The sequence below is a fragment of the Flavobacterium ichthyis genome, from assembly GCF_009915155.1.
GTDB classification, from domain to species: Bacteria; Bacteroidota; Bacteroidia; order Flavobacteriales; family Flavobacteriaceae; genus Flavobacterium; species Flavobacterium ichthyis.
Genome location: NZ_JAABLM010000014.1, coordinates 1 through 14625, shown reverse-complemented (window position 1 = coordinate 14625; position 14625 = coordinate 1). Strand labels below are relative to the sequence as shown.

The following is a 14625-nucleotide window of genomic DNA, read 5'->3' as shown; positions in this document are numbered from 1 at the left end:
TATTTCATGAAAACGCTAAACGATTTCGATTTTAAAGATAAAAAAGCCATTATTCGTGTTGACTTTAATGTGCCGTTGGACGATAATTTTAAAATTACTGATGATACCCGAATTGAAGCGGCAAAACCAACAATTGATAAAATTTTGAACGACGGAGGAAGTGTGATCTTGATGTCGCATTTGGGACGACCAAAAGGAAAAGAAGACAAATATTCTCTTAAACATATTGTAGAAAAAACGTCGGAAATTTTAGGAAAAGAAGTACAATTCGTGGACGATAGCGTTGGCGAAAAAGTAGAAAAAGCCGCTTCTGATTTAAAACCGGGCGAAATTTTATTGCTCGAAAATCTTCGTTTTTATAAGGAAGAAGAAGCAGGTGATGAAGAATTTGCCAAAAAACTTTCGAAATTAGGCGATATTTATGTGAACGACGCTTTTGGAACGGCTCACAGAGCTCATGCTTCAACTACAATTATTGCTCAGTTTTTTGACGGGAAAAAATGTTTCGGAAGTCTTTTGGCAAAAGAAATTGAGAGTTTAAACAAAGTTTTAAAAGACTCTGAAAAACCGGTTACTGCGATTTTAGGAGGTTCGAAAGTTTCGACAAAAATCACGGTTATTGAAAATATTTTGGATAAAATTGACCATTTAATTGTGGGTGGCGGAATGACTTACACCTTCATTAAAGCGCAAGGCGGCAAAATTGGCGGCTCGATTTGTGAGGATGACAAGCAAGATTTGGCTTTAGAAATTTTGGCGAAAGCCAAAGAAAAAAATGTAAAAGTTCACCTTCCGGTAGATGTAATCGCGGCTGACGATTTTAATAACGATGCCAAAACCAAAGTGGTAAAAGTGAACGAAATTCCTGACGGTTGGCAAGGTTTAGACGCGGGTCCGGAATCTTTAGAAAATTTCAAAAATGTAATTTTAGAGTCGAAAACGGTTTTGTGGAATGGTCCCGTTGGGGTTTTTGAAATGGAAAATTTTGCCAAAGGAACGATTAGTTTAGGAGAATCTATTGCCGAAGCAACGCAAAAAGGAGCCTTTTCATTAGTTGGTGGAGGAGATTCTGTTGCGGCAGTGAAACAATTTGGATTAGAGCCAAAAATGAGCTACGTTTCTACTGGTGGTGGGGCAATGCTCGAAATGTTAGAAGGAAAAACCTTACCGGGAATTGCTGCTATTGAAAGTTAAAAAAATAAAAAAATACAATAAATCGTTTTTAAATAAGTTATAAAAAGTTAAGTTTGCAAAACTGTATAATTATTTGAAATATAAGAAGTTATAAATTTCCCTTATGAGTAAAACGAAAACAGCCTTACTTTTAGTACCTTTTTTCTCCTTAAATATTTTCGCTCAAGAAAATGTTTCTACGGAAAATATCCCGCAAGAAATAGCCCCTAAAATGTCCGTTTTGGATTCCATCAAAAGCACTTTCGTGGAACATCCGATGGCATCTTGTGTAGATCAAGCTTGGATAAACGAATTGACTAATCAAGATCTTTTTTCGGCAATGGAAAATGATATTGCTAACCTCAATCCGGACGAAAAAGTAGATTACGATCTTTCTACCGATTTGTTAAAACAAAGATTGAAAGAAATGGACGCTCGTTCGCCATTCAACATCGAATACAACCAAGGACTAGAAAATATCATCAAATCTTTCCTGAAAAACCGCAAAAAATCTTACGAAAGATTGATGGCCATTTCAGAATATTATTTCCCGATGTTTGAAGCTGCTTTGGCAAAATACGATGTTCCTTTAGAAATTAAATATTTAGCAGTAGTAGAATCAGCTTTAAATCCTCACGCACGTTCAAGAGTTGGTGCAACAGGTTTGTGGCAATTTATGTACGCTACCGGAAAACAATATAAGTTAGACGTTTCTTCTTACATCGATGAAAGAAGCGATCCACTTAAAGCTACCGAAGCCGCTTGCCAATATTTGTCGAATATGTACAAAATTTTTGGCGATTGGGATTTGGTTTTGGCCTCTTACAATGCGGGTCCTGGAAACGTTTCAAAAGCCATCCGTCGTTCAGGCGGAAAACAAAATTATTGGAACATCCGCAAACACCTTCCGAAGGAAACACAAGGATATGTTCCGGCATTTTTGGCTACCATGTATATTTACGAATACCACAAAGAACACGGAATTGAACCGAAAAAAGCAGCCATCAGCTACTTTGCAACGGACACCGTGATGGTAAAAAACGAAATGACTTTCAAGCAAATTTCTGATTTGTTAGACATTCCGGAATCTCAAATTAAATTGCTCAATCCGGCTTATAAATTAGATGTGGTTCCCGTAATTAAAGGACAAAATAGCTATTTAAGATTACCACTTGAACAAATCGCTACTTTTACTTCAAACGAAGATAAAATTTACGCTTACGCAAAAATTGAAGACGATAAAAAAGAGAAGCCTTATTTTGTAAAAAGTAATACAGCTGTCGCTTCCGCTAAAGCAGAAAAAGACCAAGATACAACAGATGACGACGATTCGGAAACTTATGCCTCTTCTAAATTAGTTACCAAAACCAAATACCACACGGTAAAACGAGGTGATAATTTAGGCGAAATTGCCAATCGTTACGGGGTTTCTATTTCCGAACTAAAAAAATGGAACCGCATGCGAACCAACACCGTTATGTTAGGTTCAAAACTTAAAATTGTTTCTACCGAAAGAGTGGCGACAACCGTTAAAAAACCAGTTGTAAAAACTGCAAAAGTTAAAGATACCGTTGAAACCCGTTTGGCTTCGGTAGAAAAGAAAAACGACAAAGAAACCGAAGTAACTTCAACTGATGAAGAAATTGCGGAAGAATTAAAATTTCACACCGTTGAAAAAGGCGATAATTTAGCGGCAATTGCCAAAAAATATAATGTTACCGTTGAGCAGCTTAAAGAATGGAACAACCTCGAAGATTCAAAAGTCCTGTTAGGAAGCCGAATTAAGTTGATGATGGAAGAAAATAATCAGGAAATTGCAAGTGTTGATGCTAAACCTGAAAAACAAATTGCCACGGCTAAAAATCCGGTAAAAGAACACCAATATTTGGTTAAAAAAGGAGATTCACTTTTTAGTATTTCCAAAAAGTATCCGGGTGTTACGGTAGAAAATATCAAAAAATGGAACGGCATCAGCAATGAAAATATAAAGCCGGGAATGAAATTAAAAATCCAGGGTTAACCTGGATTTTTTTGCCTATTTTTGAAGTATGAAAAAGTTGTGGACCGCTTTATTTATACTTTCTGTTTTTGCATGCCAAAAAAAGCAAGACGAGTTTGCCACCCGAAAATCTGTGGGGAATACCAATTCAATTTCGGTTTTTATAGACGATAATTTGTGGATTGGCGAAATTGGCGACAGCATACGCAAAAAATTTGCCGCTCCAGTTGATGGTTTGCCACAAGAAGAACCACTTTTTACACTTAATCAATACACACCACAAGCTTTTGACGGCAAATTACTCAAAAGCAGAAACGTGATTTTCATAAAAAAAGAAACTAAAAATTTTTTCGAAGTAGCCCAAAATCAATATGCGATTCCGCAAAATGTAATTAAAATTTCGGCAAATTCTACCGCAGGAATATTGCACCATTTGTCGCAAAATAGTGATGCCATGGTCAAACTTTTTCAAGCCACGGAAACAACACAATTTCAGAAAAACATTTCCACAGATGCGATTAATGTCGATAAGATTCGGAAAAAATTTAAACTTTCGGTTAATGTTCCTAAAGAATTCAAATTAGTTTTGGAGAAAGACAATTTTTTTTGGTTTAAAAAAGAAATTCAATCCGGAAACCAAAGTTTGCTTTTGTATGAAATTCCCATTTCTGCAATTGATGCAGATGATGCCGTGGCCGATATTGTAAAAATCCGCGATTCAGTGGGTGCTTTGTACATTCATGGTACAATGGAACATTCGAAAATGGCAACGGAAGATTCTTATATGCCTTACCTTTTTGCTACTGAAGTTGACCATAAAAAAACCTATCAAACCAAAGGAAATTGGGAACTCAAAAATGACTTTATGTCCGGCCCATTTGTCAATTATTGCATCATAGATTTGAAAAATAATCGGATTTTAGTGATAGAGGGATTTTCGTATGCACCATCCACACCAAAACGAGACCTGATGTTTGAATTAGATGCGATTATTAAAACTATTCAATTTTAAAAATTAAAAAAAATGCTCAACTGGAAAATAAAGCGATTTAACGAACTTTCTCTTTTGGAATTACAAAGTATATACCAACTCAGGAGTGAAGTGTTTGTGGTGGAGCAAAATTGCGTTTATCAAGATGTTGATGGCAAAGATCCGAAAGCCATTCACGTTTTTGCCACTTTTGAAGGCGAAGTTGTGGCGTATTGCCGCATTTTTAAGCCCAGAGATTATTTTGACCAAGCGTCGATTGGAAGGGTAGTGGTGAAAGAAATTTTTCGCAGCAAAAAATGGGGACACGACCTGATGAAACAAGCCATTTCTGCCGTCTTGGAATATTTTGGCGAAAGCCAAATCACGATTTCTGCGCAATTGTATTTGAAAAAATTTTACGAATCACACGGATTTGTTCAAGTTAGTGAAGAATATTTGGAAGATGATATTCCGCATATTCGGATGGAGAAAAATTAGATTTTTAGACTTTCGTAATCACCAGTTCCACTCTACGGTCTAAATCAGCGCCTTGACCTAAAGGTTGCGTATTTCCGTAACCTTTAAACGACATTCTTTTTTTATCTATTTTTTTGATAATCAAATATTTATAAACGGCTTCGGCTCTGTTTTGAGACAATTTTCTTTTTTTGGTGTCTTTGTCAATCGCATCCTTGTGAAATTTTGGTGTACAACACACATGACCTTGAATTTCAAAATGTAAATTCCGGTATTTTTGCAATTGTCTGGCGATGTAATCGAGTTCTTTTCTGCTTTTTAGCGTCAATTTGCTGCTGCCTTTTTCAAACAATATTTTTTCGAGGTAAACCCTATCGCCAACTACGTGATTGCTAACAATTTTATTCCGAATTCCGGGGACATTTAAGGTTTCTACAGGAATTTCTTTGAAATTTAAAACCACGTCAACCCGTCGGTTTTTAGAGCGAACTTCCGAAACATTGTCGATGTCATCTTCAATCAAAACACGACCTCTACCTTCAATCGTTACGATAATTTTGCTTTTAATTCCGGCTTCAAGCAGTTGTTCTTTGATGGTATTGGCGCGATTATTAGACAATTTAAAATTATATTCGTCTTTACCACGATCATCGCAATAACCATAAATGCTAATCGATTCTATTCGCGATGAATCCACACTTTGCACGAAAGTCAACGTTTCCTGAGATTGTTCTTGGGTAATGTCAAATTTTGCCGTTTCGAAATAAACAGAATGCACGACTTCTTCCTGAGCAAAAGCCGAAACGAAAAATAAAAGGGGGATAATCCTGTGGAGGAATTTCATTATTTCATCAAAATTTTATTGTATTCAGATGCATTGTTAAGCAAGGCTGTTGCTTTTTTAATTTCAGAATTATTTTTGGTGTAATATTGGTACAAACCTTCTTTATATTGGTAACGGCGGATAATTTCGTCTAAAATTAAATCTTTCACTTCCTGCTGATTTTTGTTGAGTTGGGTTTCGTCACTTCTTTGTAAAGCGGTCAACAACTGCTGAAATTCGGCACTAATTTCTTCGTCAATTTTTTCCTTTTTAGCAGCGTCTAAAGTTTTTTGTAAAGCCAATTCGGTTTCGGTATCAAAAGCATATTTTCCGTCTTTTAGGAACTTTTTAAATTCGGCAAAGTCAGCATCAGAAATGGTAGGAATTTTGTCACCAAGATTTGGATTTTTATAATAATAAAAAGTGGCATAATCAAAGATTCCATCGTTTTTAATCAAGGCTTCGGAAATTCTGCTGAGTTTGGTTTCCGCTAATTCCACATCTGGTTGGATTCCGCCACCATCATAAACCGTTCTTCCTTTTTTGGTTTTAAAAGCATTATAATTTTCCGCTTTTGTGCGAATTGCCTTCCCATCTTGATCTTTATGAGCATAATCTAACGCCTGAATACATCTGCCGGAAGGCGTGTAATAACGAGAAATTGTCACTTTTACCTGAGTTCCGTAAGTTAAATCAATAGGTCTTTGAACCAAACCTTTACCAAAACTTCTGGCGCCAACGACAACCGCACGATCTAAATCTTGCAAAGCTCCCGCCACAATTTCTGAAGCCGAAGCACTTCTGCCATCGACCAAAATAGCCAAAGGAATTTCGGTGTCAACCGGAGGTTTTGATGTTCGGTAAGTATTGTTATGCTTTTCAATGTGGGATTTTGTGGTGACAATGGTTTCGCCACTTGGCACAAATAGATTGCAGATATTTACCGCTTCGTGTAGCAAACCGCCTGGATTTCCCCGTAAATCCAGAATCATTTTTTTGGCACCTTCGGATTTTAATTGTTCTAAAGCGGCTTTGGTTTCTGCGGAAGCTTTGGCATTAAATTGCGAAAGTACGATGTAACCTGTTTCTGCATCGATTTTGCTAAAAAACGGAACCGCTTTTACATCTACTTCGTCTAAAACCAAAACTGTGGTCATGGGTTTTCCTTGACGTAAATATTTAATGTTGATTTTGGTATTTCTTGCGCCACGCATTAGCTGCGAAGCATCGTCTTTAAAATCGGTGAGGTTTATATCGCCAATTTGGATGATTTCATCTCCGGCACGAAGTCCGGCTTTGTCAGCGGGAAAATTTTTATAGGGTTCTTTAACAATTAATTTTCCTTCTTTCCTCGAGACGATTGCGCCAATTCCGGTGTATTCTCCAGTGTTGTTAATTTTAAATTTCACCACATCGGCTTCATTGAAATAAACGGTGTAAGGATCGAGTTCCATCAACATATTTTTGATGGCTTTGTCCATGAGTTCGCCAGGATTGGTTTCGTCCACATAATTCATGTTGACGGTTTTAAACATGGTGGTAAAAATTTCTATTTGCTTGGCAATTTCAAAAAAATCATTGCGAAAACTCGTACCAAGGTAGAAAAGTCCGCCGGCGATTACTGGGATGATATATCTTTTTTTAAACATAAAATTATTTTTGATGACGGAAATGTAAAACGCTAAAATAATAAATCTATTAGCAAGAACGCATTAAAGTGACTGATTATGATTTTGTTGCTGTAAAAATTTTTCAAAAAGCTGAATCGTTTTCTGATTAATTTCTTCAAAAGTCAAGCGGTCTTTGGATTGATAAAGTATCATCATCGCAAAAGATCTTTCGGTGTTTTCAAGTAAATGCTTATTTAACCTATAAGTTTCGCGCAAGACACGCTTGAAATAATTGCGGTCAACAGCTTTTTTAAAATATTTTTTTGAAACCGAAACGCCTGTTTTCAACTTCGAATTATCTTCAAAATTTGTGGGCAAAAAAACCAGCCGCAACGGATATTTCGAAACCGATTTTCCCTCTCGAAACAATTGGTCAATCAGCGTTTTTCCCTTTAATTTTTCTTGTTTGGGGTAAGTTGGCATCGGTTACTGCGGATAAATATTGTACACAATTTTTAAATCAGGGTAACTGATGTAAAACTGAATCCGGTTGCCTTGCGTTTTCCTGGTGATAATTTCAATGACACATTTATCGCCAGAATTATCGGTACAATTAAAAGTCAAAATTTTATTCATGTCATCCTCTTCGGCTTGACCATAAACGTCAATATAATACAGTTGCGTTTGCTGAGAATTGACCACAATTCGGTTTTTTTCGCCGTCCAAAGTAATGATTAAATTAGTGTCTTTAAAGTCAGCCCAATTGCCCCATTTGCCTTTGGCCGATTTTTCCATCACGCTGTAACTCGAAGTTTTGAAGCGGTATTTTTGTGCAAAAGCGTGATTGCCAAACGAAATAAAAGCCAACAAGAATATAAATTTCAATAGTTTCATTTTCCAAAAAAAATAAGACGGTAAAGTTACAAATATTTAGGTTGAAACATTTTCTAAAACTGTGCCACAAACTAAAATTGCCAGTTTTCTACAAAAAAAATCGCCACAATTACTGCATTTTCCACACAAAACCACATTTCGATTCATATTAAAAATACGTTGAAAAGAACTATTTTTCACCAAAATACAAATCGTAAGTAACTGATAATCAGTAATTATAAAAATTTCGCTTACGCAAAAGCGACTCGTGCTAACACCATGACTTAAGTGCTTGGCATTACTATTGAATTTAAACCTTACAGAATCAGAAACCTAAAAAAATAATATTATGAAAAAGTTTATTTTAAGCGTTGTTATGCTTACCGGCGTGGCAACTTTTGCGCAAGAAACACCAAAAAAAGAAAAAACTAAAGTAGCACAAACAACCGCTACCGCAGAAAATCAACCAGAAAAAAAATCGGCAGAAATTACAAAAGCACAACCTGCTACAACCGAAACTAAAGCAGCGACAACTGCCAAGCCAGCTACAGAAGCACAACCTGCATCGCAAGCACAACCGGCAGCACAGCCTAAAAAACAATAAAAACCTACACAATAAACCTTACCAACTCAACCATTAAAATGGCCTTCTCGAATTTTTCGGGAAGGTTTTTTTTATTTTTTAGTTTTTTCCAAAACCAATTCTGGTTCGTCTGTGGTGATAAAATCTACATTTTTTGCCAGCATTTCCTCCACGTCTTTCTCTGAATTTACGGTCCAGCAATTCACAGAAAGTTTTAATTTTTTAGCACGGGAAATGTAATCGGGATTTTTTTGATACACGCTAAAATGATAATCCATTTGTTTAAAACCCGCTGTTTTCAATTCTTCCGGTGTTTTGTTTCCGGTTAAATATCCTATGGAAGTTTTCGTGATTTTGGAAAGATAAACTCCAGTTTCAAAATCAAAAAGAATAAAATCCACGTGTTTTTTTGCTTTTAATTTTTTAACCAAATTAACTGCCGCATTCGCTGTTTCTTTAGTTCTTTCAAGTCCAAGAGGTGAAGTTTTAATCTCCAGTATCAACCGAAGGTTTTTGTGTTTCAAGCCTTCTTTGAGGTAATCTTCAGCGGTTGGAATTTTTTCACCGTTGGTTAATTTTTTGGTCAACAATTCAGCATACGTTGAGGTGGCAATTTTCATTCCCTGAAAATCATCATCATGGTTAACGACCAAAATATTGTCTTTGGTAAGATGCACATCAAATTCTGTGGCAAAACATTTTAAGCGAGCGGCTTCTTGTAGTGCTGCAATTGAATTTTGTGGGTTTTCACTCATTTTCCAAGCACCACGATGCGCAATTGTTTTTTGTGAAATCGATGGCGTAGAAAATAAAACAGCAAAAAATAAGATAAGATTTTTCATATATAGATTTGAGATTTCAAAGCTAATCAATTGCTGATAAATTTATTTGTTTTGAATCAATTTCCTTGCTATTTCAATTAATTCCGATTCGTTTTGATCTACAAAAGCCAATCCAGCTTGAATAAGTTCCTGGATATTTTTGGCTGAGACATCGTCCATTTCGGAGGAGGCGCTTTTGAGATTTGGCATTAATCTGTAATAATTTTTTGCGGTGGCTTTACCTGCTTTTTTGTACATTTTTTGCAGTTGATAATCGGTTGTTTCGGCATTTGCGGAAAGCAAAATATCAATCAACGGTTGGATCCATTTTACTTTTCCGGCATTTTCAAACTGACGGAAAGTGTACGCTTTTTTGACTTCGCCCGTTCCTACGGAAACAATCATCATGTCTTTAATGTCGGGAAAATCAGGTTTTTCGGGATCATTCAAAATGGTGGAAAACGGAATTTTTCCTGCTTCCGCGAAAGCGCACAAAGCCGGACTATTCGCATAAACACCACCATCAATCAAGGTGAATTCTTGCCCATAAACCGATTTTATTTTGGCAGGTTCAAAATAGGTTGGTGCTGCAGATGTTGCACGGCAAATGTCTTTGGCATAAAAATTTTCGAGGTTAGAATGCGCTTCGTGACTGGTAAAAAACTTGGCTTTGCGGTGGAAAATATCATAACTGGTGATGAGCGAGGGTTTAATGAAATCTTTAATTTGAAGGTTGCCAAATACTTCATTAAGTTGTCTTTCAAGCGATTTTTCAGAAATTTTTTCGTTGAAAAGTCCAAACGGATTGGTAAGGTGTTCCCAAAAATTAACATCGAATATGGTTTCTCCTTTTTCCGAATATAAATCCAAAGCGGCTTCTACCGAAAATTTAGCGGTTTTATTTTCATTTGGAACAAGCAACACTGCCGCAAGAATGCCACCTGTGCTGGTTCCGGCGATGAGGTCGAAATAGTCCCCGATTTTAGCGTTAGGATTGTCGAGCTTTTGCAGTTGTTCTTCAATAAATTTTAAAATCACACAACTGATGATGCCGCGGATTCCGCCACCATCCAAACTTAAAATTCTAATTTTTTTTTCCATGTTTTCAAAAATTTATAGTTGGCGTAAAACAGTTTTGATCACCGTATCGATGATGCTTCTTTTGATGTTGTTAAGTCGAATTTTAGACAACCCGGCGTTTTGTAGCGTTTTGAGTGCCAGCAAATCCTGCTGACTTTTCATGAGCCAAGAAAATTCGTCAGCCGTTAATGATCCAGAAGCCAAAAGCAAGCTCCAACGTTCTAATTTTTCGCGTGAAGTGGACAAAAATTGTGCAATGTCTTTTTCAAACTGCGGTTTAAATTCTTGGAATTTTTCGCCTAAAAGTTGCGCTAAATTTTGCTTCAACTCTTGCAATAATTTTTCGATATCCATGGCTAAAAGTTTGAAAGTAAGTTCATTAAATTGTCTTTAGAAGTCTGGTCTTTTTTGATTTCGTATTGAATCAATAAATCGATTGCTTCGGTAATTTGTTTTTTGGCTTCGGAAACAAAAGCAGGCGAGAGGTTGTTGTTTTCTTTCCACTTTTTGAAAAAACCACCTAATAGATTTTTTTCTGAATCAGATAAAATGTTCCACATGGCAAAGGTAATTTCGTTGTTTGGTTTGTTTTTTTCGTATTCTTTTAGCTTTTCGATGTTGAGCAATAACGCATTAATTTCGGGCTTGTTTTGCGCAAAAGGCGTGATTGCTTTGTCCATCAGCCGCGATGTTTCTACTTTGAGTTCGGTTGTTCGTTGGTAGGAATATTGGTCGAAAACTGCTGTTCGGGTTGCTTCGCATGAAATTAATGTTAATGCAAATACTACAATTGCGAAGGTTTTATTTCTGATTGATTTCATTTGTTTCATGATTTAGAATAACGTATCCGTTTTTGTCTTTTGGAAGTTTAGAAAGTTTTTGCCAGCTGTTGTAGTGCCGTTTTTCAAAGTGCGGCATGTCTTTGAAGGTTTTCCAGTTTCCACCCCATTCCCAACCGTGTTTGGCAAAAATTTTCACACATTCGTACCAATCCGCCACTTGGTCATTGTCCCAATCTTTCTTGGTGTCCCATGACGCTACTTTTCCGTCGATAATTAAGCAAATATCAACCGCAAGACCGTAATTGTGAATGGACTGACCACCTTTTGCGTTGGTAATTTTTTTGCCAGGAAGCGTTCTGCCTTGGTTATATAGAAGATTTTGTTCTTCTATGGTTCGTAGTCCTTGTGTGATGCGAACCTTTGCTCGACCCGTGAGTTCGCGGTCGCATTCTTCGATGATAATTGTTACTTCAGCCCTTACGGATGGATGAAGTTTGTCAATTCTTTGATTTGTATATTTGTCCATTAAATTAATTTTTGAAATTAAACGTATGCAAATATAAGAAATAAATCTACCAAAACAATTCACACGAAGATTATTTTCGTCTTTTTTGATTTGTTTGAGTTTCAAAGTGAATTTAATGAATATTTTTGAATATTGTTAAAAAATTTAACAAAGTGGGCTTCGACATAAAGTATCCATAAGGAAGCTATGGCTTTGACTAGGAGCAGAAAGGTGGGAAAGTTTTATATTGGTTATGAAAATCCTTAAAAAATTTTCGCTTCCTTTTACACCCATTATATTTGATTTGTTCTCTTTTTAGAAACCAAATAATTCAATATTTTTTTAATTCTTTTGAAACTACATTAATCGCTTAGGAATTTGTATGGTAGTGGGAAAGGAAAATTTTTGCATTTTCCCAATTCAAATTTAAAATTTTTCCCCAACAATTGTTTATGTCAAAAGTTCGTTTACTGTATTTTCCAACAACCATTTTTATAGGAAGTCTCATCGCTCCTTCAAGCACTTCATCCGCTTTTCCTTTCTTAAACCATTCTTGAATGATTTCCCAAAGTTCATCTAAAAAAAATTTTAGGTTTTTAGATTTTTCTCTTATGTAGGAGAAAAAGCTAAGCAGTGTTTCGATTATGAAAAAAAGCTACCCGAAAGTAGCTTTTATTTATCAGTTTATTTTAATTGTTATCTTCTACAAATTTTTTAAAATCTTGCAGAAGTTTTATTATTTCTTCAACAGGAACAATGTAGAGTGGATTTTCAGAATCATCACCAAATTGGTCATAAATATAAACACCTTCTTCTATTTCTTGCTCTTTGTCTTCTAAACCAGCAATAGCCAAAAACCCCGATTCATTAGCAATGATATGCTCTTCTTTTTCGCCTTTTTGAACGGCTATTAATGCGTCTATATTCATCTGAATATTTTGGGGAGATTGATCGAAGTTGCCAAGAATTACTCGACCAATGAAGATGAAAGGTTCATCTACAAGAATTAAGTAATCTAATTCTCCTTTAATGTCTTTTCTTTTTATAATTTTATAATTTAACATAATTTCTAAGTCTTATAGTTTAGTGAAAACTGTTTTTATTTCTCCGTTTTTAAGAATCATTACTAATTTTTGCCTAGTAGTTGTTAAACCTTCATATATTCCATCTACAGGATTTGTTTCAATTTTATTCTTCCAAGCAAAAGCAATTTCTTCCATAATTCTATCTTTTGTCCAGCTGCTCGGAAAGAAAGAACTGTAGCCACCGTTATCCATTTTATCAATCCACTGTCCGTTCTTGTACTTTAGTTGGGGCTTGGCTTTGAAAAACGTATCAGGACCATGATGAAGTTTAGGCGGAATTTCTGTATCTTCAATTATACGAATTAGTTTTTTGTTCACACCAAACATACTGTGCATTCCTTTGGCAGAGAAAAACTTCCTTCTTCCTCTTCTTGTAATTCCAAAATCGCCTTCAAAGAGATGCTGTATTATTTCATCTATATTAGCTTTAGAAATTGTCCTAACAAAATCATCGTAAGCCAATTTTCTTAATCCCTCAACTTCGTCGATTTTCCCTTTCTTAAACCACCCTTGAATTATCTCCCAAAGGTCATCTAAAAAAGTTTCTAAGTTTTTAGATTTTTCTCTGATGTAGGAGAAAAAGCCAAGCAGGGTTTCAATTGATGACTAATAAAAAAAAGCTACTCGAAAGTAGCTTTTATATCATTAACTGTTTTTTTCTACAAATTTTTTGAAGTCTTGGAGAAACTGTATGATTTCTTTGTGTGCTAATCTCAAGGTAATTTCATCTGGATTATGTTGTCCTGCTCTTTGCGCCATTACATCTATGAGTAAAACTCCGTTTTCATTTGCATAAAGATTAACATCCTCATTACCCCAAAGATATTCTTCTCCTTTGGGTTTAGTTTTGCTTTGTTCTAAACCGTCTATGATTTTTCGGATTTTTTGTGGAGTCCAACCCCAACTCCCGATATTATTAAGAGCAGTATGTTCTGATTCTACTCCAAATATTATAGTATCATCCCAATCATATTTTTTAAAAACATATTTCATATTGTTTATTTTAAGTGGTTATAGTTTTGGATATGCATTCATTATTTTTCCAGTATCATCAACTTCTATTAAGATATCAAATTTACCATCAGAATCTTTGAATTTATATTGTTTAAATTGCTTATTTACTGAATCCGGATTTAATCCTTCTCCCTTAGCTACCGTATTTTCATATACATACGCTATTTCTTCCTGTATTCTTTTAACATCCCAATTTTTAGGGAACATGGAAGATTCTGCCATTTTTGGAAAAGCCTTTCCTCCCGAAGATTTTATGGTAACTTTTGCTTTAAAGGGAGTGTCATCTGCCAACTGAGCCAAGGAATAAATTCCGTCAGGATGTGTTACCTCCTCTACATCAAGAAATTTATTGATAAAATGTCCGCCTTGTCCCTTATCTCCAAGATAAACCCAATCTTCTAACTTCAGCCATTGTTTATTGAATACTTTTTGTGTTATCAATTCTACATCTCCACTTAAATGATTTACAAAATTTTCATCAAATTTATGTAGCCATTTCCGTAAAGCAAATTTCCGTAAATCTTCCCCGGTTTGTAATAGTTCATCCGCTTTCCCTTTCTTAAACCACCCTTGAATTATCTCCCAAAGTTCTTCTAAAAATGTTTTTAGGTTTTTAGATTTTTCTCTGATGTAGGAGAAAAAACTTCTAAAAGATTTTCAAAGGCTATAACTGCGTCGTTTTTAATAAAAAAAAGCTACTCGAAATGAACATGCCCCAAAAAGTTAGACACTATTTGGGGCATTTTTTATGGAAAGAAAAGTTAAGTATGATTACGCATTTAAATTAGAATGTGTTAAGTTAGTTTTAGAGAAACATTATTCTGTTTTGT

The 14625-nt window shown here is 35.4% G+C and carries 18 protein-coding genes; 5 read left to right on the top strand and 13 right to left on the bottom strand.

Annotated features, from left to right (window positions below):
- The first annotated feature begins 6 nt into the window (after positions 1–6).
- The 4 genes from GV828_RS11095 (at position 7) to GV828_RS11080 (ending at position 4640) form a co-directional block, all read left to right on the top strand.
- Positions 7–1194 carry a phosphoglycerate kinase gene (locus tag GV828_RS11095; RefSeq protein WP_166537569.1) on the top strand — a complete coding sequence of 396 codons (1188 nt, stop codon included), beginning with the start codon at positions 7–9 and terminating at the stop codon, positions 1192–1194.
- A 103-nt stretch (positions 1195–1297) separates the two neighbouring features.
- Positions 1298–3193 carry a LysM peptidoglycan-binding domain-containing protein gene (locus GV828_RS11090; protein ID WP_166537568.1) on the top strand — a complete coding sequence of 632 codons (1896 nt, stop codon included), beginning with the start codon at positions 1298–1300 and terminating at the stop codon, positions 3191–3193.
- Between the two features lie 28 nt (positions 3194–3221).
- A complete protein-coding gene (locus GV828_RS11085; protein WP_166537567.1) occupies positions 3222–4184 on the top strand; it encodes a DUF4837 family protein in 963 nt (320 codons plus the stop codon).
- Between the two features lie 12 nt (positions 4185–4196).
- On the top strand, positions 4197–4640 hold the full coding sequence (locus tag GV828_RS11080) for a GNAT family N-acetyltransferase (protein ID WP_166537566.1): 444 nt from the start codon (positions 4197–4199) through the stop codon (positions 4638–4640).
- Positions 4641–4644: 4 nt separating this feature from the next.
- On the opposite strand, the gene GV828_RS11075 is transcribed toward GV828_RS11080, so the two are convergent.
- From GV828_RS11075 to GV828_RS11060, 4 genes are all read right to left on the bottom strand, one after another.
- Positions 4645–5463 (bottom strand): OmpA family protein, encoded by an 819-nt coding sequence (locus GV828_RS11075; protein ID WP_166537565.1) that lies wholly within the window; start codon positions 5461–5463, stop codon positions 4645–4647.
- Positions 5463–7091: a S41 family peptidase gene (locus GV828_RS11070; protein ID WP_166537564.1), complete on the bottom strand. Its 1629-nt coding sequence runs from the start codon at positions 7089–7091 to the stop codon at positions 5463–5465. Before GV828_RS11070 ends, GV828_RS11075 begins: the two co-directional genes overlap by 1 nt.
- A 63-nt stretch (positions 7092–7154) precedes the next feature.
- The gene (gene rnpA, locus GV828_RS11065; RefSeq protein WP_166537563.1) at positions 7155–7535 is read right to left on the bottom strand and encodes a ribonuclease P protein component; all 381 of its coding nucleotides are present in this window, start codon (positions 7533–7535) and stop codon (positions 7155–7157) included.
- A 3-nt stretch (positions 7536–7538) separates the two neighbouring features.
- Positions 7539–7937, bottom strand: a complete 399-nt coding sequence (locus GV828_RS11060; protein ID WP_235935456.1) for a hypothetical protein — start codon at positions 7935–7937, stop codon at positions 7539–7541.
- A 337-nt stretch (positions 7938–8274) separates the two neighbouring features.
- On the opposite strand from GV828_RS11060, the gene GV828_RS11055 reads away from it, so the two are divergent.
- Positions 8275–8529, top strand: a complete 255-nt coding sequence (locus GV828_RS11055) for a hypothetical protein (protein WP_166537561.1) — start codon at positions 8275–8277, stop codon at positions 8527–8529.
- Between the two features lie 71 nt (positions 8530–8600).
- On the opposite strand, the gene GV828_RS11050 is transcribed toward GV828_RS11055, so the two are convergent.
- The 9 genes from GV828_RS11050 to GV828_RS11010 all read right to left on the bottom strand — a co-directional run bounded on the left by GV828_RS11050 (position 8601) and on the right by GV828_RS11010 (position 14236).
- Positions 8601–9350, bottom strand: coding sequence for a glycerophosphodiester phosphodiesterase (locus GV828_RS11050; protein WP_166537560.1), 750 nt, complete (start codon positions 9348–9350; stop codon positions 8601–8603).
- Between the two features lie 42 nt (positions 9351–9392).
- Complete coding sequence (locus tag GV828_RS11045; RefSeq protein ID WP_166537559.1) at positions 9393–10430, bottom strand: patatin-like phospholipase family protein; 1038 nt, start codon at positions 10428–10430, stop codon at positions 9393–9395.
- Between the two features lie 12 nt (positions 10431–10442).
- Positions 10443–10763, bottom strand: coding sequence for a hypothetical protein (locus GV828_RS11040; protein ID WP_166537558.1), 321 nt, complete (start codon positions 10761–10763; stop codon positions 10443–10445).
- 2 nt (positions 10764–10765) lie between these two features.
- Entirely contained in the window at positions 10766–11230 is a 465-nt protein-coding gene (locus GV828_RS11035; protein WP_166537557.1) for a hypothetical protein, read from the bottom strand.
- A complete protein-coding gene (locus GV828_RS11030) occupies positions 11211–11717 on the bottom strand; it encodes a M15 family metallopeptidase (RefSeq protein ID WP_166537556.1) in 507 nt (168 codons plus the stop codon). The genes GV828_RS11035 and GV828_RS11030 overlap by 20 nt, the downstream gene beginning before the upstream one ends.
- A gap of 668 nt (positions 11718–12385) precedes the next feature.
- The gene (locus GV828_RS13135; protein ID WP_208103186.1) at positions 12386–12625 is read right to left on the bottom strand and encodes a hypothetical protein; all 240 of its coding nucleotides are present in this window, start codon (positions 12623–12625) and stop codon (positions 12386–12388) included.
- A 147-nt stretch (positions 12626–12772) separates the two neighbouring features.
- Positions 12773–13243 (bottom strand): EndoU domain-containing protein, encoded by a 471-nt coding sequence (locus GV828_RS11020; protein WP_166537554.1) that lies wholly within the window; start codon positions 13241–13243, stop codon positions 12773–12775.
- Positions 13244–13426: 183 nt separating this feature from the next.
- Positions 13427–13774, bottom strand: coding sequence for a hypothetical protein (locus GV828_RS11015; protein ID WP_166537553.1), 348 nt, complete (start codon positions 13772–13774; stop codon positions 13427–13429).
- Positions 13775–13792: 18 nt separating this feature from the next.
- Positions 13793–14236, bottom strand: coding sequence for an EndoU domain-containing protein (locus GV828_RS11010; protein WP_235935455.1), 444 nt, complete (start codon positions 14234–14236; stop codon positions 13793–13795).
- Positions 14237–14625 lie beyond the last annotated feature (389 nt).

Excerpts from the sequence above, each read along its gene's own strand:
- GV828_RS11095 (WP_166537569.1), top strand. The coding sequence starts at position 7 with ATGAAAACGCTAAACGATTTCGATTTTAAAGATAAAAAAGCCATTATT.
- GV828_RS11090 (WP_166537568.1), top strand. The coding sequence starts at position 1,298 with ATGAGTAAAACGAAAACAGCCTTACTTTTAGTACCTTTTTTCTCCTTA.
- GV828_RS11085 (WP_166537567.1), top strand. The coding sequence starts at position 3,222 with ATGAAAAAGTTGTGGACCGCTTTATTTATACTTTCTGTTTTTGCATGC.
- GV828_RS11080 (WP_166537566.1), top strand. The coding sequence starts at position 4,197 with ATGCTCAACTGGAAAATAAAGCGATTTAACGAACTTTCTCTTTTGGAA.
- GV828_RS11075 (WP_166537565.1), bottom strand. The coding sequence starts at position 5,463 with ATGAAATTCCTCCACAGGATTATCCCCCTTTTATTTTTCGTTTCGGCT.
- GV828_RS11070 (WP_166537564.1), bottom strand. The coding sequence starts at position 7,091 with ATGTTTAAAAAAAGATATATCATCCCAGTAATCGCCGGCGGACTTTTC.
- rnpA (WP_166537563.1), bottom strand. The coding sequence starts at position 7,535 with ATGCCAACTTACCCCAAACAAGAAAAATTAAAGGGAAAAACGCTGATT.
- GV828_RS11055 (WP_166537561.1), top strand. The coding sequence starts at position 8,275 with ATGAAAAAGTTTATTTTAAGCGTTGTTATGCTTACCGGCGTGGCAACT.
- GV828_RS11050 (WP_166537560.1), bottom strand. The coding sequence starts at position 9,350 with ATGAAAAATCTTATCTTATTTTTTGCTGTTTTATTTTCTACGCCATCG.
- GV828_RS11045 (WP_166537559.1), bottom strand. The coding sequence starts at position 10,430 with ATGGAAAAAAAAATTAGAATTTTAAGTTTGGATGGTGGCGGAATCCGC.
- GV828_RS11040 (WP_166537558.1), bottom strand. The coding sequence starts at position 10,763 with ATGGATATCGAAAAATTATTGCAAGAGTTGAAGCAAAATTTAGCGCAA.
- GV828_RS11035 (WP_166537557.1), bottom strand. The coding sequence starts at position 11,230 with ATGAAATCAATCAGAAATAAAACCTTCGCAATTGTAGTATTTGCATTA.
- GV828_RS11030 (WP_166537556.1), bottom strand. The coding sequence starts at position 11,717 with ATGGACAAATATACAAATCAAAGAATTGACAAACTTCATCCATCCGTA.
- GV828_RS13135 (WP_208103186.1), bottom strand. The coding sequence starts at position 12,625 with ATGAATATAGACGCATTAATAGCCGTTCAAAAAGGCGAAAAAGAAGAG.
- GV828_RS11015 (WP_166537553.1), bottom strand. The coding sequence starts at position 13,774 with ATGAAATATGTTTTTAAAAAATATGATTGGGATGATACTATAATATTT.